The organism is Vibrio sp. (genome assembly GCF_047973365.1).
Lineage (GTDB): Bacteria > Pseudomonadota > Gammaproteobacteria > Enterobacterales > Vibrionaceae > Vibrio.
The window spans coordinates 1-20,735 of record NZ_JBKEBW010000137.1 but is presented as its reverse complement, the minus strand read 5'-3'; the positions used below and the strand labels follow the sequence as shown (position 1 = coordinate 20,735).

17 protein-coding genes, 5 tRNA genes and 1 rRNA gene are annotated in these 20,735 nt (G+C 42.8%); 14 read left to right on the top strand and 9 right to left on the bottom strand.

What is annotated here, in order from left to right:
* Positions 1 to 79: 79 nt before the first annotated feature.
* The 5 genes from rrf (at position 80) to ACK5MF_RS16995 (ending at position 3,215) form a co-directional block, all read left to right on the top strand.
* Positions 80 to 195, top strand: a 5S ribosomal RNA gene (gene rrf, locus ACK5MF_RS17015).
* Between the two features lie 94 nt (positions 196 to 289).
* Positions 290 to 380, top strand: a tRNA-Ser gene (locus ACK5MF_RS17010).
* Between the two features lie 84 nt (positions 381 to 464).
* Positions 465 to 1,778, top strand: coding sequence for a tyrosine-type recombinase/integrase (locus ACK5MF_RS17005; protein ID WP_416923747.1), 1,314 nt, complete (start codon positions 465 to 467; stop codon positions 1,776 to 1,778).
* Positions 1,772 to 2,521: a hypothetical protein gene (locus ACK5MF_RS17000; protein WP_416923746.1), complete on the top strand. Its 750-nt coding sequence runs from the start codon at positions 1,772 to 1,774 to the stop codon at positions 2,519 to 2,521. The genes ACK5MF_RS17005 and ACK5MF_RS17000 overlap by 7 nt, the downstream gene beginning before the upstream one ends.
* Positions 2,522 to 2,582: 61 nt before the next feature.
* Positions 2,583 to 3,215, top strand: coding sequence for a hypothetical protein (locus ACK5MF_RS16995; RefSeq protein ID WP_416923745.1), 633 nt, complete (start codon positions 2,583 to 2,585; stop codon positions 3,213 to 3,215).
* Between the two features lie 226 nt (positions 3,216 to 3,441).
* Here ACK5MF_RS16995 and ACK5MF_RS16990 read toward each other — a convergent pair whose 3' ends face one another.
* The gene (locus ACK5MF_RS16990) at positions 3,442 to 3,789 is read right to left on the bottom strand and encodes a hypothetical protein (RefSeq protein WP_416923744.1); all 348 of its coding nucleotides are present in this window, start codon (positions 3,787 to 3,789) and stop codon (positions 3,442 to 3,444) included.
* A gap of 93 nt (positions 3,790 to 3,882) precedes the next feature.
* The gene (locus ACK5MF_RS16985) at positions 3,883 to 4,110 is read right to left on the bottom strand and encodes a hypothetical protein (RefSeq protein WP_416923743.1); all 228 of its coding nucleotides are present in this window, start codon (positions 4,108 to 4,110) and stop codon (positions 3,883 to 3,885) included.
* A gap of 252 nt (positions 4,111 to 4,362) precedes the next feature.
* On the opposite strand from ACK5MF_RS16985, the gene ACK5MF_RS16980 reads away from it, so the two are divergent.
* The 3 genes from ACK5MF_RS16980 to ACK5MF_RS16970 all read left to right on the top strand — a co-directional run bounded on the left by ACK5MF_RS16980 (position 4,363) and on the right by ACK5MF_RS16970 (position 7,360).
* On the top strand, positions 4,363 to 4,587 hold the full coding sequence (locus ACK5MF_RS16980; RefSeq protein WP_047101829.1) for a ParD-like family protein: 225 nt from the start codon (positions 4,363 to 4,365) through the stop codon (positions 4,585 to 4,587).
* A gap of 7 nt (positions 4,588 to 4,594) precedes the next feature.
* Positions 4,595 to 5,365: a type I methionyl aminopeptidase gene (gene map, locus ACK5MF_RS16975; RefSeq protein WP_416923742.1), complete on the top strand. Its 771-nt coding sequence runs from the start codon at positions 4,595 to 4,597 to the stop codon at positions 5,363 to 5,365.
* Between the two features lie 708 nt (positions 5,366 to 6,073).
* Positions 6,074 to 7,360, top strand: a complete 1,287-nt coding sequence (locus ACK5MF_RS16970; protein WP_416923741.1) for a tyrosine-type recombinase/integrase — start codon at positions 6,074 to 6,076, stop codon at positions 7,358 to 7,360.
* A 28-nt stretch (positions 7,361 to 7,388) separates the two neighbouring features.
* Here the strand turns inward: ACK5MF_RS16970 and ACK5MF_RS16965 are convergent, their stop codons facing one another.
* The 3 genes from ACK5MF_RS16965 to ilvY form a co-directional block, all read right to left on the bottom strand.
* Positions 7,389 to 8,804: a Fic family protein gene (locus ACK5MF_RS16965; protein WP_416923740.1), complete on the bottom strand. Its 1,416-nt coding sequence runs from the start codon at positions 8,802 to 8,804 to the stop codon at positions 7,389 to 7,391.
* A gap of 92 nt (positions 8,805 to 8,896) precedes the next feature.
* Complete coding sequence (locus ACK5MF_RS16960; RefSeq protein ID WP_416923748.1) at positions 8,897 to 9,538, bottom strand: PDDEXK nuclease domain-containing protein; 642 nt, start codon at positions 9,536 to 9,538, stop codon at positions 8,897 to 8,899.
* 200 nt (positions 9,539 to 9,738) lie between these two features.
* Positions 9,739 to 10,632: an HTH-type transcriptional activator IlvY gene (gene ilvY / locus ACK5MF_RS16955; protein ID WP_416923739.1), complete on the bottom strand. Its 894-nt coding sequence runs from the start codon at positions 10,630 to 10,632 to the stop codon at positions 9,739 to 9,741.
* 136 nt (positions 10,633 to 10,768) lie between these two features.
* Between ilvY and ilvC the strand changes: the two genes are divergently transcribed.
* The gene (gene ilvC, locus ACK5MF_RS16950; RefSeq protein ID WP_416923738.1) at positions 10,769 to 12,253 is read left to right on the top strand and encodes a ketol-acid reductoisomerase; all 1,485 of its coding nucleotides are present in this window, start codon (positions 10,769 to 10,771) and stop codon (positions 12,251 to 12,253) included.
* A 131-nt stretch (positions 12,254 to 12,384) separates the two neighbouring features.
* On the opposite strand, the gene ubiK is transcribed toward ilvC, so the two are convergent.
* The 3 genes from ubiK to ACK5MF_RS16935 form a co-directional block, all read right to left on the bottom strand.
* Positions 12,385 to 12,636 carry a ubiquinone biosynthesis accessory factor UbiK gene (ubiK, locus tag ACK5MF_RS16945; protein WP_042489818.1) on the bottom strand — a complete coding sequence of 84 codons (252 nt, stop codon included), beginning with the start codon at positions 12,634 to 12,636 and terminating at the stop codon, positions 12,385 to 12,387.
* 116 nt (positions 12,637 to 12,752) lie between these two features.
* Positions 12,753 to 15,860: a multidrug efflux RND transporter permease subunit gene (locus ACK5MF_RS16940; protein ID WP_416923737.1), complete on the bottom strand. Its 3,108-nt coding sequence runs from the start codon at positions 15,858 to 15,860 to the stop codon at positions 12,753 to 12,755.
* Positions 15,861 to 15,871: 11 nt separating this feature from the next.
* Positions 15,872 to 16,978, bottom strand: a complete 1,107-nt coding sequence (locus ACK5MF_RS16935; protein ID WP_416923736.1) for an efflux RND transporter periplasmic adaptor subunit — start codon at positions 16,976 to 16,978, stop codon at positions 15,872 to 15,874.
* A 267-nt stretch (positions 16,979 to 17,245) separates the two neighbouring features.
* On the opposite strand from ACK5MF_RS16935, the gene rep reads away from it, so the two are divergent.
* Positions 17,246 to 19,261: a DNA helicase Rep gene (gene rep / locus ACK5MF_RS16930; protein ID WP_416923735.1), complete on the top strand. Its 2,016-nt coding sequence runs from the start codon at positions 17,246 to 17,248 to the stop codon at positions 19,259 to 19,261.
* A 75-nt stretch (positions 19,262 to 19,336) separates the two neighbouring features.
* On the opposite strand, the gene ACK5MF_RS16925 is transcribed toward rep, so the two are convergent.
* Positions 19,337 to 19,738 (bottom strand): c-type cytochrome, encoded by a 402-nt coding sequence (locus ACK5MF_RS16925; protein WP_416923734.1) that lies wholly within the window; start codon positions 19,736 to 19,738, stop codon positions 19,337 to 19,339.
* A gap of 382 nt (positions 19,739 to 20,120) precedes the next feature.
* Between ACK5MF_RS16925 and ACK5MF_RS16920 the strand changes: the two genes are divergently transcribed.
* The 4 genes from ACK5MF_RS16920 (at position 20,121) to ACK5MF_RS16905 (ending at position 20,638) form a co-directional block, all read left to right on the top strand.
* Positions 20,121 to 20,197, top strand: a tRNA-Arg gene (locus ACK5MF_RS16920).
* Positions 20,198 to 20,240: 43 nt separating this feature from the next.
* Positions 20,241 to 20,316, top strand: a tRNA-His gene (locus ACK5MF_RS16915).
* Between the two features lie 160 nt (positions 20,317 to 20,476).
* Positions 20,477 to 20,553: transfer RNA gene (locus ACK5MF_RS16910), tRNA-Pro, on the top strand.
* A gap of 9 nt (positions 20,554 to 20,562) precedes the next feature.
* Positions 20,563 to 20,638, top strand: a tRNA-His gene (locus tag ACK5MF_RS16905).
* The last annotated feature ends 97 nt before the right edge of the window (positions 20,639 to 20,735 follow it).

Here is a 20,735-nt window from a genome sequence, read left to right as displayed (position 1 = left end):
GTTGTGATGAGATTCCAGATATTTCGTTCCGAAATTCTGGAATGACGATATTAGGTTTGTCATTAGTCCAAGAATTTTGCTTGGCGACCATAGCGATTTGGACCCACCTGATTCCATGCCGAACTCAGAAGTGAAACGAATTAGCGCCGATGGTAGTGTGGGGTTTCCCCATGTGAGAGTAGGACATCGCCAGGCTCATTTTCGGTCTTCATCTTTTAGAAAAAGATGAAAGCCAAAACTAAAAATTTAGCATCATCCGAGTAAGACTGATTTTTTAGTAACAATTTGTGGAGAGATGGCTGAGTGGTTGAAAGCACCGGTCTTGAAAACCGGCGATGGTTAATAGCTATCCTAGGGTTCAAATCCCTATCTCTCCGCCACTTTTATGAAAAAAGCTGTTGATTTTTCAACAGCTTTTTTCATTTCTGCGGTACAAAAGTCACTGATACATAAAGGTGATACATATGTACCTGTTCAAACATCCTTCTAGCGTCTACTATACTCGCGTAAACTTCCCTTCTTCGCTTCAGAAGAAAGGCTACCCTACTGAAAAACGCATCTCTCTTTTAACGAAAGAACGCAAACTTGCGATTATTCGAAATCTTGAGATGACTGCTCATTTAAAGGGTCTATTCGTCGATCTGCTCAAAGATCCCGAGATGGATTTCTACACCTGCTTAACTTCTATCGATACTGTTGTTGAAACACTACGTAGCAATTATCGTGAAGAAGACCAAAATCGTTACTACGCTTCACTTCCTGCTGTTCAAGATGATATTCAACTTCCTCGTCATATCGATCTGCAAGATGAACGTACCTACCTGCAAACCGTCTCTCCTTCGTACCATTTCCGCCGTTGGCTTGCTCAATTTATTCAATCAAAAAATACGGAAGGTGTTGTCGCTTTAACCACTCATCAACTTCAGCAACGAGTGAGCCATTTCCTAGATTATCTTGATAGGGAAGAACTTTCTGAGCCAACTACAGGCGATATGCTAAGTTACATCGACCACTTACGTTCCGAAGGTCGATCTGCTAAAACTAATAAAGACTATTTCGCTTCAACGAAACAGTTCTTATCTTGGTGCACGATTAAAGAGTTCATTCTTGTTAATCCTGCTCAGTCACTAAAGCCGAGCTTTAAAAACACTAAGCACGCAAGCGATCAGCGCGAAAGGTGGAGCATACCTGAACTTCATAAGTTCTTTTTGAGTGAAGGTTTCAAAGAACAATCTGACGATTTTCAATGGATCTCTTATTTGCAGTTGTTTGGTGGATTTCGAACTCAAGAACCTTGTCAGCTTTACACCAATGATGTGATCTATGACGATGCGATTCCTTATATATCAGTGGCTGACTACTACCTATACCAACATCTTAAAAATCAGCATGCAGTTCGCTATGTCCCTATTCATCCGTACCTAATTGAGAGAGGATTCCTAGATTTTGTTCGTTCTAGAACAACAGCGACTAACCAACCTTTGTTTCATTACTCTCCTCAAGGAGCGGATAACGATTGGTCGAAACTGTACCGAACACAATTTGGCAAGTTGCAGACTCGCTTAGGGATGAAAGCAAAGCAACGCCCCACTGCATACAGCCTACGTCACACGTTCATTGATGAGTTAAAACAGTTAGATGAGCCAGAGCACCGAGTCGCCGAAATTGTAGGTCATGTTAATCCGCATATGACGTTTGGTCGCTATGGCAAAAAGGCACAGCTAGATAAGCAATTTAAAATCGTTTCAAAAATGCAGATAGTGGGGTTGTCATGTTAGATGTAACTCTGAACGACCTTAAGGGCATTATTTATACGATTGACCAATATTATGGCTATCCTGGATACGATTTTTCGCCTCTGTTCTATTTGGGGATTGATAGACATGACATAGTCGTACTCCATCACGTCATCAGTACTCTCCGTCAAGTGCCTTATCTTGATATCAGTGATTTTTCAGGTACACCAGCAAAATCGGTCATCAATAAGCTCGGTGGGATTCAACGTCTAAAAGAAGCATTAGCGATAGATGATTACTCGTTTTCACAGTTTCTTAAAGATAACCCTATTGATGAAAAAACGGGGATGAGCTTGCCTTACTCGTTATATCTAAAGTTTGCTAGAGAAATCCGTCGTTCATATATGTCTGACGATGTGATGCTCGCATCTTCGTTGTGCGTGCAATTTTCGGACGGACTTCGAGTTCAGGCGATCCCATTGCCTAATCATCGTCAGACACGGATACCAGTTACTAATCAAGAAGCGGCGCATGTTGCAGTGATGCTTTATAGCGATAAGTATCAATTTCGGAGCTATGATTCATCGACATCAATGCTCTCCTTACTTTGCACAAGCCAAAGTCGAACAGTTGATATAGAAGTGCGATGCTGCGCATCACAACTCATGCATCATCAATATCCGGCTTTGTGTGTCAATGATGATTTGCCTGAACATTCTACTGTCCGGAACCGAAGAAAACTTGTCACTTTTTCGCAGCGGATACTTCCGTTACTAAATCATTAAATGTTCTCCAACATGGGCGCATAACATTGCGCCCAGTCTTCTCCCTAAAAGGAATGACATTATGCGGAAAATAAAAACGATTACTGTCAGTCACGCATACAAACCCAAGTTTGACCATTTAGTTACGCACAGAGAGCGATGTGGCTGGAAAATAGTAAATCCAGTGACTGAGCAAGACGGACGATATTTTGTGGATATGGCAATCGAACAACATCCGATAATCTATACGAGTATTTCCGGCATTCTCTACCCGAACGATGATAAGTCCCAATCAGAAGCTGTTGACGCTTACCACGCAGGGAAATTTACTGATATTCAGTTTATTCCAAGTGCAGTAAGTCAGATGGTTCAACTTTTAGACTCAACAGAATCACGCTTGAAAACTCACTCAATGTGGAGATATAGGCTTTTTGGTGAAACGGATCAGATGGTACAACTTTTCTTGAATAACGGCTTCCAGCCATATCACCTACACCCAAATTTTTTCGTTCCGCCCAAGGGACGAAGTGTTGTTAAGGAGTTGGATATCAGCTTTTCTCTTAGTGACGATGCGTTGGTTAATATTGTGCTTGATACCTGTCGTTTAGGGCTATCATCACCATTTGTTAGCCACAAGGTTCAATCTGCGTCAGAAGGACTCTCTAGTGGTGATATAGACGTTATTCTAGGGCTGATTGATAGAGAGGTCTTGTGACCTCTCTATGCGCTAAAACAGGATTGGACATTTCTGAGTCAGTGACTTTGCTAATGTAGCAAACTAAGGATAACTTCAAGTATGTCGATTCCTTGTTCGTTTGTTAGCTGCCCTAGGTTACTTTTCATTTCGATAGGTTACTAGGAAACCTAATATCCCAAAGCATCAAGCGCATACAGCGCCTATTATGTGCATTTTGGAGTGTGTTGACTTAGGTCTTTTTCTGCTAAATTCTGTACTTTTGAGCAGTCTGAAGAGTATCTGCAACAAGTTCCTGATTTTGTTTAGTCAGTGTCCCTAACTGCAAAGCATCCAATACTAATACTGTAGCGAGTGCATCTGATTCAACACCATCAAATTCACACATCGCGTAGCGAGCAAGCATATTTGACTTCTCCACTAACGGTGCAGAGTCTTTACCATTTGCCTGTCTAAATGCAATAACTCCTTTTTCCAGCCCCTTTTTATACTGTGTATCCTTAACACTTTCGACTTGGTTAGTAACCGCATAAAAACTAACATATGCACCTAACGAAAGAGCAACCAGAAATATTGCTATATATCTTATTATCATCGAGTCCCTAAAACATAATTCAATCAATGGTGGGAGAATTCGGCTTACGTAAGAGTTTACTGAACATTTTTAGACTGTGAGACGCTGTTAAACCTAACTTTCTATCGTTTTATTCCCACAATTTTCACAAACTAAATGACGTTCAAAATCGTCCATTGAGGCAATGAAAGCACCAACGGCCCAACCTTTAATAGCTCCAGCGATGAATTCCTTTAAATTGCGATATTTTTCACCTGTAAACTGAGATTGCTTTCTTACTAAGACCACAACGTGGTAAGTCTCGATTTCACAATCTGAGCAATACCTAACCTCTCGTTTCACTTGATATATTTCCCCTTAAATCAAATAGACGCTTCAAATAAAACTGATTGCATAATGCACAATTAGAAAATGTAGGTCAATTTGTGACGAGAGAAACGTGTCCTAAATCGTAATCTGAAACACAATGGGGCAAAAGCTAGTCAATGGATACATATCAACTTCATCATGAGATCCTATAATCTCCGACAGATTTGACACTACAATCCCTAAAAAATACAATACGTATATGTTTCGTATATCAAGCGTATATTTATGGGTATTGTTAAAATTTCAGAAGAACTGCATGAAGAACTTCGTAAAGCAAGTTCGGTCATGTCACGTTCAATAAACTCACAAGCAGAGTTTTGGATCAAAATGGGCATGTTGGCTGAGCTACATCCTCAACTTTCATTCAATCAAATCATGGCGAATCTGATGCAATCCGCGAATGTTTCCGCTACAAACATCTCAACAACTGAAGAACATTGTGATGCATAGTCAAGTAATGATTAAGTCTGAAGAAGATATTTCGTTAATGCGAGAATCCGGCAAGTTACTTGCGCAGGTTTTTAAGATGCTCGACGAATACGTCCAACCTGGCATCTCTACGATGGATATTAATAATAAAGTTGAACAGTATATTGTTAATGAACTCAATGCTCGACCTGCAAGTAAAGGACAATACGATTATCAATATGTACTAAATTCATCGATTAATGAAGTTGTGTGCCACGGAGTTCCTAAAGAGACTGAGATTTTAAAAAGTGGCGATATTATCAACCTAGACATTACTCTAGAAAAGAATGGATTTATTGCCGATTCAAGTAAAATGTATGTAATGCCTTCAGCATCACCGCTTGCTATTCAACTGGTAAAAACAACCTATAACGCTATGTGGGAAGGTATTAAGCAAGCAAAACCTGGGGTAAAACTTGGTGACATTGGTCATGCGATACAGCGACATGCAGAATCCCATGGATACAGTATCGTAAGGGAATATTGTGGACATGGAATAGGTCGTGAAATGCATGAAGAACCACAGGTACTTCATTACGGTCAGCCAAATAGTGGACTCACATTAAAAGAGGGCATGATTTTTACTATCGAACCAATGGTGAATCAGGGTACTGCTAAGATAAAAACCAAAAAAGATGGTTGGACGGTGGTCACTAGAGACAAAAAACTCTCAGCTCAATCTGAACATACAGTACTTGTCACTAGTACAGGATATGAGGTTCTCACGTTAAGAGAAGAAGAAAAGCTGCAAACGATGTGATGATTGACAGAGAAGCTTTCGACAAAACAGGCGCAATTCATAAGAAATATTAATTCAATCTAGGCGCACTCCAACAAACTATAACTATGCCTCAAAATCGTTTTGGAGCAAAGACGTGCTAGCGGTTATCATGCAGGTATTGCTTTTAACAAAAGGTAGCAGAGCTAGCGACCTAAAGTATTTCGTCATATTTTTCTAATCTGACATTTTCAAAATATCCACAAAAGACATTGATTAATAAATAATTAAGTAAAAATTCATCACAATTCATCTAGGTTTGATGAAAAATTTTTCTAATCATAATTTCACTGAGTATTTATCAGAAGCTCACAGCCGCCTCTTGCGCTACTTGTACATACGTATCATGTTAATTCATCCTGTGAATTTAATTTGTTTTGTGATATGTATCACAAATATCAACAGTGAATACGAAATGCTTTTTTCGTCAATTTTCCAAAAAATGAACACAACCCATTTTCTACCCCGATGAAAAATCAACAACTTAGAAAGATAATATATTTTTCAGTAAAATATATTTATTTTAAATTACAATAAGTTATGTAAAATATTGGCAAAATTGCCGTGTTGTGTTCCTCTGAGCTTTGTGGTTTGATAATGACAATTACAACCGACGCCAATAAATGATAATAAAATTCTGCTCCGCAAGATGAGCGCCATTGATGGCCTTTACTATAATTAAGGCTGAATATGAACATCAAAAATAAAAAAACACCTAAAACACAATCCCGTAAAAGCAACGGCAAACGTCTGAAATCTCAACTCCCTCTAGACTGCAATGCTTATCCTATACATCAAACAGCTTATGCTGTATGTCGCGAATTACGTGATAACGAAGATTTAGCTGAGTCCACGTTCATCGGAATGAAAACTCATGCTCGTCATCTCATCCATACTATCGGGGAAATACCGTTAGATCAGTTAACAACTTCAGATATTGATGACTTTAGATACTATCTAATCCATGAAGTAGGTGTAAAAGGCAAAGTTGTTAATGGCTGCTTTACGTTGCTTCGTTCTATCTGTAGCAAAGCTAAAAAAGATCGTGTCTTGTCCGAAAACTTGATGGATGGTGTGAAAAACATGACCATCGTTGAAGAGGAACCCAAACCATTCAATGAAGATGAGCTGCGTTTAATCATTAATGCGGATTGTGAAGATGATGCCTCTCGTTTGATGGTTGTGTTCGGTAGTCTCACTGCTTTAAGAATCTCAGAGCTGCTATGCCTAGCGTGGGATAATGTCGAATACAAAACAGAAGGAGAGGTCGAAAAAGCAACTATTTATATCGATCTAGCTAAGCCCCTGAAAAACTACAAAGTGCCAAAAACACTGAGGTCAGAGCGTGAAATTGAGCTTTCCCCGGAGGCAACTATTATCTTGCGTAAGCTAGAACAGCATACAAAAGAGTTGCCTCCAATTAAAATCTCTGTCTATCAACGAGATAACATCACTATCAAGACTGAGCAGAAAAAGTTTATTTTTTACAATAGGGAGACGGGACAACCGTGGCTTCATCCCAAACAATTTGCTAAGCAGTTCTTTACTCCATTTTTAAAAGAGTTAGGGATCGCACATCGAGGTCCAAACCAACTCCGCCATACTTGTGCTTCTATGCATTTCAACAATGGCTCAAATCTAGCTTGGATTGCTGATTTATTAGGACATACAAGCGTTGCTATCGTTGAGAAACACTATGCAAAGCGACGTAAAATCAGCTTGAAGAAAGAGCAAGATAAAGCAAATCAAAAGATTTCAGCTTTATTTAAAAATGAAGATGAAAATAGCATTGTTATGGTTATGCCAAAGGAAACGAGCACTGCGAAACAGTCAGTTGATGATCAGTCAATTCCTGATAGCGACAAGAAATTTATCTTTAATTTAATGCAATTAGCACGTCAGCAAAAAAATGATGCGCATAGAGAGCAGATATATCAGATTATTGAAAACACTCTAACGCAGAGCACTAGAGTGTGATGCCACAAACTATATGAAACGTTCGGCACTACCCCCCTCTGGTAGGGTAGTTGGTAGTGTCGAATTTTTCTTTCCATGTTCGAAACATGTTCTCCGTTACTCCCAGAGAAACTATGGCTCCACTATGTAACTTGCTAAGTTCAACTGTCGCGATAGAGATGAACTTATCGGTATCTGGAATATGATGTTCAATGCAAAACTGTTCTAATCGAGAAATGATCGCTTCCCCCACAACCATTTCTCGAATGATTTGACCCAAAGCTTGCTTACGTTCACTACGATATTTAATGCGATAAGAATCAATAACACCAATAGATTTTTCAACCACATCATACTGTTGACTAGAGCGCTCGTAAGCCCACACAAACACTTCTAATGCTGGCTCGTAATCACCTGTCTCATAAAAGTAAATTAATGTTTGGACATAATCGTCCTTAGGTACATCAATAAAGCTTAAAGGACACAAGTTGTCTTTGATGAATGGCAAATTGCAGCTTAAACGTGCGGTACGTTTATTTACATCCACGAACGCCTGAAGATAAGACAAATGGATCAGTAAAAAAAAGGATTGCTCAAATGGGTCATGGATTTTTTCCGCTTTTCTTAGCAGTAGTGTAAATATTTCTTCTAATTGTTGTGACGCATTGAGCGGTAAATAAGACGTCTTGGTTATTTTTACTTCAACTTGTCGGATCTTACCGCATGATAAGCTATCGGGTAGCAAATCTTGGGAGAGTAACTGATGCAAGTTCCTGATCACGAAGGGGGTGACGGAAAGCTCCTCGGCATTTTCAATCAGAAACATAATCGCCTCTTTGTGATTTAAGATCATTATGGTTTCTTCATCGAATTTACCATCGGCTGCTTCACCTGCTTGCAGCAGCCTTTCGGTATCAAGAATCGAGTAAGTGTTCCCTTCTAATCGACTAGAGTTGAACGATAGATCAATGAGAAGTCTTTGAGCAATGTCCTTAGCATAAGTACCTGCAGCCAATTTTTTGTTAAATCTCTGGCCTAACATTCTGAGTTTATTGGCAATATTCTCTGAAACATAGCGCGTCTTATTAGGGACATAATCTTCAATTAAGGACGAATTATAGGACACTTTTGTTCGGGCATAAGACGGTGTTTCAAGGCATTTAAGCTTAGTTAAGGATATTTCAGATAGTAGCAATCCATCGTCTAACCATGATTCATTTTTTTGGTTGGTCGACGATGTGTCCTTAGCATAGGCTAAAGACACATATTTAACGGCACTTCTTTGACCTAATGCGGCGATCTGGGATCCCTCAACTAGCTTTTTAAGCCGTCTTTGCAGAGTCTTTTCTCCAATATCGAAGGAAATGAGATCTTGAATTTCACTTCTCGATAGCGGCTTACCCGCTTGATCTATAATGCCTAATATTAAATTAAGCTCATTCTCAACAGCGGTTGTGCTTTTCATCGTTCGTTACCATAAATTGTCCTTAACGAGTCATTTTAGAACTGTTAAGGACAAATTTCCATATTAAGGACACCGCTAAGGACACATTAGGCTCAGGTGTTAAAAAAGCACTTGAGCTTAAAGTTGTAAAACACCAAATCAATGTAACTCTCCACCTCAAGAACAGCTTCATCATCAAAGCGGATCCGCTGCTGACGTTCAACAAAAGCAAAGCCCTTGCCTAGCTCCAATAAAAACTGCTGCAAGTTGGAAATGATTGCCTGCTCTAAATCGGATTCCTGATAGCTTTTATCTTGTAGATTAAGGAAATCGAGAATATAGGGATCACGCAGATACTCTTTTGCAGTGGTCGCCAAAGGTTGTGTTTTTTGCTCAGCTTCCTGTTCCACCAGAGCTTTATCTTTGCTGGCTAACAGGCGTTCGTAATATAGCGTGCCGATTTGGCGTTCCAGAGCACGAACACTCCAGTTTTGTGATACAGCTTCTTGTTGATACCACTCTCGCGCCGTTGGGCTTTCAATCCGAGAAAGCACATTATAGTGCGACCAACTTAATTCGAGAGACACTGTCTCTCGTTTTTCAAATGTCAGATAAAAACGGCGCATATTACGCAAGTTTGTTACATCAAATCCCTTGCCGTAATCGCTAGTTAGCAGATCAGAGAGTTGCTTTAGTTGCTTTAGTTGCGCTTTGCCGTATTCCGCGCGAGTTTGCCCTTGCTGTTCATTTTCCAGATTGGTATGACACCCTTTCGAATAATTTAAATTTAGTCAACTTGAAGCTATAAGTCCTCACAATCTAGAACTTGCTGGCTTGGAAAAGGGCATAACAGAGTTATAGAGTGTGGCGACGCTATGAGTAAGCCGAGTTGAAGCAAGTAATGTTCAAGCTCTGAGTCTGTGAAAGCCAGCCAAAATGAAACAACTCACCTCTATTAGTATTGGGTGATAAACGTACCCTCAGCCAGTTCCCATAATGCTTTGACTAATGGGTTATCGAGTTGGGAGCGTCTACAACAAACGCCAAGCTGAAAAGGCTTAATGGGAGCGAAAGATAGTCGCTGAATACTGTCTCGCACCGGGCTGTTATTGATCACCACATCTGGGGCGATACCGACACCGCAGCCTAGAGCGACCATGCTGACTATGGCTTCATGACCTGATATTTGAGCGTAAATATTCGGTTTAATTTTCATCTTTTTAAACCAAGTATTTGCCCTATCTCGCGCTGTTCCTGATTCTGGAACAATAAAAGGAATCTGGCTCCAGTCTGGCTTCTCTTTCAACACTTCCTCAACCCAGCTACTAATACCTAAAGGTGCAATGACAGAGAGTGGTATTTCACTGATAGTGGTGAATTCTACTTTCGATGGCAGACTTTCTGGCATGGCGGAAATCGCGATGTCTGCTTCATCATTGAGAATCCTATCGATTGCTTGGGCAGGGTCGCCTGTTAGTAGCTTAAATTCAATAAATGGATGTTTGAGGCGGAACGAGCTTAATAGTTGTGGAAGATGGCTATAACTCGCGGTGACTGAACAAAAGAGTCGGATTTCCCCTTTAAGCTCATGATCTTGGGCGTTGATCTGTGATTGAAATTGCGTCCAGTCGTGTAGCATTTTTATTGCAACAGGCAGCAGTTTTTCACCTGCTGGAGTGAGCTCCACGCTACGGTTATCGCGAATAAACAGTGGATGTCCAATCTCTTGTTCCAACTTCTGTATCTGTCGACTTAAGGCAGAAGGGCTGACATGCATTGCTGTGGCAGACTTACTAAAGTTCTTGCTGTCGCAGATATCAAGAAACAACTTGATGGATTTGATATTCATGAATTTTCCATGTTGCATTTATTGCAATAACTAATTGTGAATATATCACTTTCGGCAATTGAATGTCTGCTTTAGTATGAACTTATTCGGTGCAGAGCCACCGACCCTACGGAACGATAATTACAGGAGCACCACAATGGCTAACTATTTCAATACATTAAACCTACGCGAACAACTTGATCAATTGGGTCGCTGTCGTTTTATGGACCGTGCAGAATTTGCAACAGAAGCTGATTACCTAAAAGGTAAGAAAGTGGTTATCGTGGGTTGTGGTGCACAAGGCCTTAACCAAGGTCTCAACATGCGCGATTCTGGCTTAGATGTTTCTTATGCGCTTCGTCAAGCAGCAATTGACGAAAAACGTCAGTCTTACAAAAATGCCAAAGATAACGGCTTCAACGTTGGCAGCTATGAAGATCTTATCCCTCAAGCTGACCTAGTAGTAAACCTAACTCCAGACAAGCAACACTCTAATGTTGTTGAAACGGTGATGCCGTTAATGAAAAAAGGCGCTGCACTAGGTTACTCACACGGCTTCAACATCGTTGAAGAAGGTATGCAAATTCGTAAAGACATTACTGTTGTCATGGTGGCACCTAAGTGTCCTGGTACTGAAGTTCGTGAAGAGTACAAACGTGGTTTCGGTGTTCCTACTCTGATCGCCGTTCACCCAGAAAATGACCCTAAAGGTGAAGGTTGGGATATCGCTAAAGCTTGGGCTGCAGCAACAGGTGGTCACCGTGCTGGTTGTCTGGAGTCTTCATTCGTTGCTGAAGTGAAATCAGACTTAATGGGTGAGCAAACTATCTTATGTGGTATGTTGCAAGCGGGCTCTATCGTTTGTTACGAGAAAATGATTGCTGAAGGTATTGATGCTGGTTACGCAGGTCGTCTACTGCAATACGGTTGGGAAACCATTACTGAAGCATTGAAGTTTGGTGGTATCACTCACATGATGGACCGTCTATCTAATCCAGCGAAAATCAAAGCATTTGAGCTTTCTGAAGAGCTAAAAGAGCTTATGCGTCCGCTGTACAACAAGCATATGGATGACATCATCTCTGGTCACTTCTCTAGCACTATGATGGCTGACTGGGCAAATGATGACGCGAACCTGCTAGGCTGGCGTGCAGAGACGGCAGAAACTGCATTCGAAAACTACCCAACATCAGACGTTAAAATCAGCGAGCAAGAGTACTTTGACAACGGTATCCTTATGATTGCAATGGTTCGTGCCGGGGTTGAATTAGCATTTGAAGCGATGACGGCATCAGGCATTATCGATGAGTCTGCTTACTACGAATCGCTACATGAGCTACCACTGATCGCTAACACGGTTGCTCGTAAGCGTCTATATGAAATGAACGTGGTTATCTCTGATACTGCGGAATACGGTAACTACCTATTTGCTAACGTTGCAACACCTCTACTACGCGAGAAGTTTATGCCTAACGTAAGTACAGATGTTATTGGTAAAGGTTTAGGCGAAACGTCTAACCAAGTCGATAACGCGCAACTTATCGAAGTGAACAGCATTATCCGCAACCACCCTGTTGAGTACATCGGTGAAGAGCTACGTGGCTACATGAAAGACATGAAACGCATCGCGGTAGGTGACTAATATTCACTGAATGTCAGCAGAAATAAAATAAAACGCATTGCTGGCATTGGCAGACAACAAGCAAATACAACATAAATAAAAAGGGCTGAGTCGTGAGATTCAGCCCTTTTGCTGTTTAGTGGATAATCAAATTACTTATCAGCAAGCTTGCTTTCCAGCTCTGCTAATTTTTGTTCCATCTCAGTCAGCTTTTGGCGAGTACGAAGCAGTACTTGAGTTTGTACATCAAACTCTTCACGGCTTACTACGTCCAGCTTGTTAAGTTGACCTTGAATGACTTGGCGAACTTTCTGTTCAACGTCCGCACCCAGCTCTTTGACCGGTTGCGGCATGGATTCGTGAATTTGCTTAGCAATTTGCTCGAGTTTCTTTGGGTCAAACATTGGGTTTTTCTCCTATCTTTATGGCGAACATTCTATTCAATTCACGGCAGAAAGTCGTTAATTGCTGCAATAAAAAAGGTCACAGATGTGACCTTTTGTGATGACTGGGCATGAAATTAATCACGACTTGCTTGTTGCTCTTTATCAAAACGAGCCAAAGCTTCTAGCTCTTCAGCTTCGACAAACACAGGTAGTGGTTTGTGTTTCTCGGCTAAATAGCTGTAGATAACCGGCAGTACGAATAGGGTAAATAGCGTACCAATAGCCAGACCTGACACGATTACGATACCGATACTGAAGCGCTGAGCGGCACCTGCGCCAGTGGCGTACAGTAGCGGAATTAAGCCTGCAATCATTGCTGCCGTGGTCATCAGAATTGGACGAAGACGCACTTTCGCTGCTTCGGTTACCGCTTCAATACGAGATTTCTGCTTCTGGAACTGCTCTTCTTTTGCCACGTCACAAATCAAAATACCGTGCTTGGTGATCAGACCAACCAAGGTAATCAAACCGACCTGCGAGTAGATATTCATGGTTGCAGCACCCCAAGCAAGCGTGATCAGTGCGCCACAGATCGCCAGTGGTACAGATACCATGATAACCAGTGGATCTTTTACCGATTCAAACTGAATCGCCAGAACCAAGAAGATGATTGCCAGTGCCAAACCAAAGGTGGCGTACAGTGCGCTTCCTTCGGTCACATACTGGCGAGCTTCACCCATGTAGTCGTGGTTGTAACCCGCCGGTAGTTTGCTCTCTGCCATATTTTCAAACCAGTTGATCGCATCACCCATCGCGGTGCCCGGCATCGGAACCGCACCGATGGTTGCGGAATTAAGCTGGTTGAAGTGTGGTAGAGAACGAGGCTCTGCCACCACATCAACGGTGATTAAGCTGCCAAGTGGTACGGCTTTACCATCGGCGGCACGTACAAAATAGTTCTTCATTGATTCTGGGTTTAGACGGTATTTACGTTCAACCTGTGGGATCACTTCGTACGAGCGGCCATCAAGGTCAATGCGGTTTACATAGCCGTCAGCCATCATTGTACCTAGCGTGATACCGATGTCCTGCATCGTCACGCCATACACACCGGCTTTGTCTTTATCGATGTTAATTTTCATCGTCGCTGAATCAAAATTTAAATCCAACGTTGAGTACACCAACAGCGGGCTTACTGATGCTTCAGCCAGAATGTCACTGGCAACGGTAAACAAACTTTCAAAGCTGTTTGGCGTGGTCATGACAAACTGAATCGGTAACCCTGAGCCGGCACCCGGAAGCTCTGGCATTTGGAATGCAGTGATAGACATTCCCGGAATATCTTTCAGCAATGTGCCTAGGCGGTCAGCAATCTCAGATTGGCTGATATCGCGCTCGCTCCAAGGAACTAATGATGCAATACCAAAAGCTTGGTTAGAGTTAGGCACGCCAGTAAATGCTTGGGTGTAATCCACTTCCTTGAGTTGCTCAAGCGTTCGGTTCACCTCTGCCATGGTATTCGATAGATAATCTAGGTTCGCGTTTGATGGACCTGTGCCTATCATCATTACCGCACCTTTATCTTCAGCAGGTGCAAGCTCGCTAGGAATGAACTTAAACAGCATTGGCAGGCTAGCGAACACGATGAATGCAAAAGCAATGATCACCGGACGACGCTGCATGACTGCAGAAAGCATTTGTGCATAGCTTTCGGTCATACTATCAAGCGCGTTATGCACTTTTTGCTCAAACTTACTCGGCGTTTCATTGGCTTTTAGCATTTTTGAACACATCATTGGCGATAGTGTTAAAGCAATGATGCCTGAAACGAATACCGCACCAGCAAGAGTTAATGCAAACTCTTTAAATAATGAACCCGTGATACCACCCATCATCGCAATCGGTGCATATACGGCTCCCAGAGTAAGTGTCATGGCGATAACCGGAACGGCAATTTCACGTGTACCGATAATCGCTGCGCGGAATGGTGTCTCACCAAGCTTGATGTGGCGGTCAACGTTTTCCAATACAACGATCGCATCATCCACGACTAAGCCGATCGCCAGTACCATTGCCAGTAGAGTCATCAAGTTCCAGGAAAAGCCCATTGCCTGCATCGCCATCGCGACACCAATTAGCGAGAGTGGAATGGTGACAATGGGAATCAATACTGCACGGAAAGAACCCAAGAATAGAGTAATCACCACCAGTACGATCAGCGCAGCTTCGATGATGGTTTTAACGACTTCTTGAATGGACTCATTAATGGATACGGTAGAGTCATAGAGCACTTCCATTTTAATGTTGCTTGGTAAGTTGCGCTCCAATTGTGGCAATAGTTCTAGAACATCGGCGGCGATGTTGATTGGGTTTGCACTTGGCGCAGCGTTGATGGCAGTAACCACCGCTTCTTTACCATCTGCGGTTGCACGGTAAACATCATGGCTTTTCTCCATTGATACGGTAGCGATATCGCTCAAGCGCACAACCGAGCCTTCACCTGTTCTCACTACAAGGTTTTCAAGTTCACCGACGGTAGATACCTGAGTATCCGCACTACCGTTGTAAAGAACGAATTCACCAATCGCCTGACCAGTTGCAGACTGGTAGTTGTTAGCGCTCAGTACGCCCATCACATCGGTAGCGGTTAGATCTAATGCTGCCATTTTGGCTGGATCGAGCCAAATACGCAGTGCGTATTTCATACCACCGTACAGGTCAACTTTAGACACGCCGTTGACGGTAAAGAGTTGCGGGTTGATTACGCGTTCTAAGTAATCCGTGATTTGGCTTGATGCCAGTTCTTCACTGGTAAAACCGATATATAGAACAGCCGTCGTTGAACCGGTCGACATGGTGACTGAAGGGTCTTCCGACTCTTTAGGTAGCTGAGAGCGAACCGAGTTTGTTTTTGCCAATATGTCTGCTAATGCCGCATTAGGATCGGTATTGAGCTTCATCGTTACGGTAATGGTGGATTTACCTAATACAGACGATGAAGTCATATAGTCAATGTTGTCCGCCTGAGCAACAGCTTGTTCCAACGGCTGAGTAATAAAACCCTGGATTAAATCTGCACTCGCACCGTAATAACTGGTAGACACAGTCACGACGGTATTTGTCATCTCTGGATATTCATTAACCTGCATTTTGAACATCGCTTGCAGACCAAGCAAGGCAATCAAAAAGCTGATTGATATCGCCAGAACCGGACGTTTTATAAAAACATCAGTAAAGCGCATAGGACCTCCAATTACAGCTTAGGTGTTTCAGCTGGTGGAGTAGTCGCGCTGCTTTCTACTACACGAACTTTCGCGTTGTTACTGAGACGAACTTGTCCTGAAGTGACCACCATATCGCCAATATTAATACCACTAACAATATGTGCTTCAGCGCCTTTACGTTCACCTACCTTTACCACTCTTTGCTCGGCGCGAGAAACGCCATCGACATCGTTGATCACATAGATGTTATCGCCATAAAGCGTAAAGGTGATCGCAGTTTGTGGCACAACCACTTGGTCAATCAGTTTTGGAAGGATGATGTTGGCACGAGCAAACATACCACTCCGCAACAGACCGTCGTTATTTGGGATGTCTGCCTGAACCTGAATGAGACCACTTTGTACGCTTACGGCGGGTTCGATGGCAGTGATTGACCCTTTAAATGGGGATTCAGGGTAGGCATCAACGAAAATGTCCACTTCCTGACCGAGAGAAATACGTGAAATATCGGTTTGTGAAACGGTAAAACGCAGACGCATCACACTGGTGTCTTCCAAACGTACGATGTCCGTGCCCGGCTGAAGATACTGACCAAGGTAAACATTTCGGATGCCCACGACACCAGCAAATGGTGCTTTGATTTCACGACGATCAATCGAGGCTTTCAAACTTTCAATGTCAGCAGAGAGCGATAAGAAGTTGGCTTCTGCTTCATCGTAAGACTCTTTTGAAATAGAACCTTTGGTATAAAGACCTTTATAACGTTTGTATTTGGCTTCGGCTGCAGGAAGACGTGCTTGGGTACTTTTTAGATTCGCAGCTTCCACTTTTGAATCTAACAATACTAAAGGTTGCTCGGCAGAGACTTGAGTGCCAGATTCAAAAGCGATTTTGTCAATCACACCGCTGGTTTCCGTGGTTAATGTTACGCCTTGGTTTGGCTCAATGAAGCCAATCGCTTCGATCACCGGCGTCCAATCGTTGGCCACGACCTCTGAAACGGTCACAGGGAAATCAGGCTCTGGGCGGTTTGCCATGTACTCGGCAATTTTCTGTTGTTTGAATAAATTGAAACCAATCACGCTGCCAAAAAGCAGTACTGCGATCAGTAACATAAAAAAGGTCCACTTTTTCATTCGAAATCGAGCTCCAAGTTCGTGTTACCTTGATTGTTCTTTTATGTAAATCAAGAAATTCAACACGTTTGCTAACGACGAAACCCGAGAAGAAAACTCTCGGGGAAAGGTAAATTGATCAGTTGGCGTTATTATGCTCAACGATGCATTGGTTTTGCAATACACCTGTGCAGTATATTGACAATTGGTTACACTTTTAACTTTGTTGGAATTCATCGTCTATGCGGATTATCATAAGCGGCCGTTATTTATCGACTCGAGAACACTATGAAGCTGAACCCTAGACAAGACGAAGCCGTAAAGTATGTATCTGGCCCATGCTTGGTTTTAGCGGGAGCAGGTTCGGGTAAAACTCGCGTAATCACTAATAAAATAGCCTATTTAGTTCAGCAGTGTGGTTATAAAGCGCGCAATATTGCAGCGGTAACCTTTACCAATAAAGCTGCCCGAGAGATGAAAGAGCGTGTTGGGCAGACGCTGGGGCGCCAAGAATCCAGAGGCTTGATGGTTTCCACCTTTCATACTCTAGGTTTGAATATCATCCGCCGCGAATATAAACATCTTGGTTTAAAAGCCGGTTTCTCTCTATTTGATGATCAAGACCAGTTGGCATTACTCAAAGAGCTGACAGAAAAGCAATTAGATGGTGATAAAGACTTATTGCGCCAGTTATTGAGCTCTATCTCTAACTGGAAAAATGACATGATCAGCCCAGAAAAAGCGAAAGTGATTGCTCAAGGCGAGCAAATGCAACTGTTTGCTTTCTGTTTCGAAATGTATCAAACCCAGATGCGTGCCTACAACGCGCTCGACTTTGATGATTTGATTTTGATGCCAGTTATGCTGCTGCGTGGCAATGAAGAAGTGCGTCAACGTTGGCAAAACCGCATTCGCTATTTGTTAGTCGATGAATATCAGGATACCAACTCCAGTCAGTATGAACTGGTGAAGTTGCTGGTGGGTGAACGAGGTCGCCTGACGGTGGTCGGTGATGATGATCAGTCTATCTACTCATGGCGTGGGGCTAAACCGCAAAACCTTGTTCTGCTTGGCAAAGACTTCCCGAACTTAAAGCTGATTAAGCTGGAGCAAAATTATCGTTCAACCAGCCGTATTCTTCGCGCGGCGAACATTTTGATCGCGAATAATCCGCATGTATACGAAAAATCACTGTTCTCCGAAATTCCTGATGGGGAAAAGCTAAAGGTGATTTTGGCCAAGAATGATGAACACGAAGCTGAGCGTGTTACCGCGGAAATCATTGCTCATAAGTTCTTAAATCGAACGGAATATAGAAGCTACTCCATTTTATATCGTGGTAACCATCAATCGCGTTTGATCGAAAAGTACCTGATGCAGAACCGTGTGCCGTACAAGATTTCCGGTGGCACCTCGTTTTTCGCACGAGCGGAAATCAAAGATATCATGGCGTATCTACGTGTTCTGGTGAACCCCGATGATGACAATGCATTCTTACGCATCATTAACACTCCTCGGCGTGAAATCGGCCCGGTGACACTGGAAAAGCTCGGCAGCTATGCCAATATGCGAGGCAAAAGTTTATTTGCAGCGAGCTTTGAACTGGGGTTAGAACAGCATTTATCAGGTAGAGGATTGGAGAATTTACAACGTTTTACTCAGTGGCTAGTGGCGATTGCTGATAATGCAGAACGTGGTAATACGGTTGAGGCGGTGCGTTCACTGGTGCGTGATATCAACTACGAAGATTGGTTATACGAAACGTCTGCAAGCCCAAAAGCCGCTGAGATGCGAATGAAGAACGTTTCTGATCTCTACTCCTGGATTGTGGCGGATTTAGAGGGGGATAACCCTGACCAAGAAGAGAAAACACTCAAAGAAGTGGTTCAGCGACTCACGCTGCGAGATATGATGGAGCGTGGCGAAGATAATGATGACAGCGATGCGGTTCAGTTAATGACATTGCACGCATCTAAAGGTCTGGAATTTCCTTACGTCTATCTGTTAGGGGCCGAAGAGGGAATTTTGCCGCATCAAACCAGCATTGATGAAGATAACGTAGAAGAAGAACGCCGCTTAATGTATGTCGGCATTACCCGCGCGCAACGAGAGCTCACTTTTATTATGTGTAAAGAACGCCGCCAGTTTGGCGAGCTGATTAAACCAAGCCAAAGCCGTTTCCTGGATGAACTGCCGTTTGATGACGTGGAATGGGAAAGTCAGAAAAAACCGCAAACCGCAGAAGAGCGTATGGCGAAAGGGCAGGCACATATTGCTAACTTGCGTGCGATGTTCAAAAAATAATGTGCTCGATAAAGACTGTAATAAAAAGGGCTTGGGTATAAACCAAGCCCTTTTTACCTAGAAAGAAGCTACAACTTATAAACCTTCAATCATATGCTCGATTGCCGCAAGGATTTCATCGTCAGAACAGTCCATACATGTGCCTTTTGCTGGCATCAGGTTGAAACCGTTAATTGCGTGTGTTTGCAATACGTCTTTGCCTTGCGCAATGCGAGGACCCCATTGGTCAGCGTTACCTTTAATTGGCGCACCACTAACGCCAGAAGCGTGACAAGCAATACAGAAAGTACCGTAAACTTTCGCACCGTCACGAGGTCCGGTAGGCTCAGCAGAAACCGGTTCACTACCGGCTAGGTACACATCACCAACAGGTTTAATACGTTCAGCAATAGCATCATAATCAGCTTGGCTAGTTGCCAGAGCTGCAGTAGAAAAAGTTAGAGCAGCGAACAATACGCTAAAGAGTGATCGAGACATATCCTATAAACTCACTTTACATTCCGAAGGTAAGTGCTGCTTACCTATTTATATTTAGAGTAGGGTGATTCAAAGCAGCTTAGTTGTTCAATTAACTGAGGTGTTCAATTAACTATGTTTGTTAAGTTAACTATGTTTGTTAAGTTAACTGTGGTTGTTCAATTAACCAAGCTGTTAAATCAATGTAAACAGTGAGTGATTATATCCCGATAAGTTGTTGCAATAAACAACAAGTTGCGATCTTCAAGGGCTTAGTCACATCCTTATTGTGCTAATAGCTGCAAGCATGTGACGAAAAAGCCACCAAACGGCAAAAAAAGTTGAAAAAATACTAGACGACCTAGTATGAACTACGTATTATTCCACTCCGCCGATAGGGCATGCGCCCGTAGCTCAGCTGGATAGAGCGTTGGCCTCCGGAGCCAAAGGTCGAAGGTTCGAATCCTTTCGGGCGCGCCATCCGGAAGCTTGCAAGTGCGTAAGCGAATTGGCAAAGTCAGTGGTGGCCATAGCTCAGTTGGTAGAGTCCCGGATTGTGATTCCGGTTGTCGCGAGTTCAAGCCTCGTTGGCCACCCCAGTATTCAGGTAACTTCGGTTTCCTTTCTTGATGAAATTCGAGAAAAACGATAAAAATTTAGTTCGGTGAATAGCGCAGCTTGGTAGCGCATCCCGATGTTTGGAATAAGCGGACCAGAGGGTGACCCTCTGAGAGACGTTCTAGCAAAAAGAATTGAGTTCGGTGAATAGCGCAGCTTGGTAGCGCAGCTGGTTTGGGACCAGAGGGTCGGGGGTTCGAAGCCCTCTTCACCGACCACTTATTTTGGTGGCCATAGCTCAGTTGGTAGAGTCCCGGATTGTGATTCCGGTTGTCGCGAGTTCAAGCCTCGTTGGCCACCCCATTATTCAGGTAACTTCGGTTCCCTTTCTTGATGAAATTCGGGAAAAAACATTGTCGGTGAATAGCGCAGCTTGGTAGCGCATCCCGGAGTTTGGAAT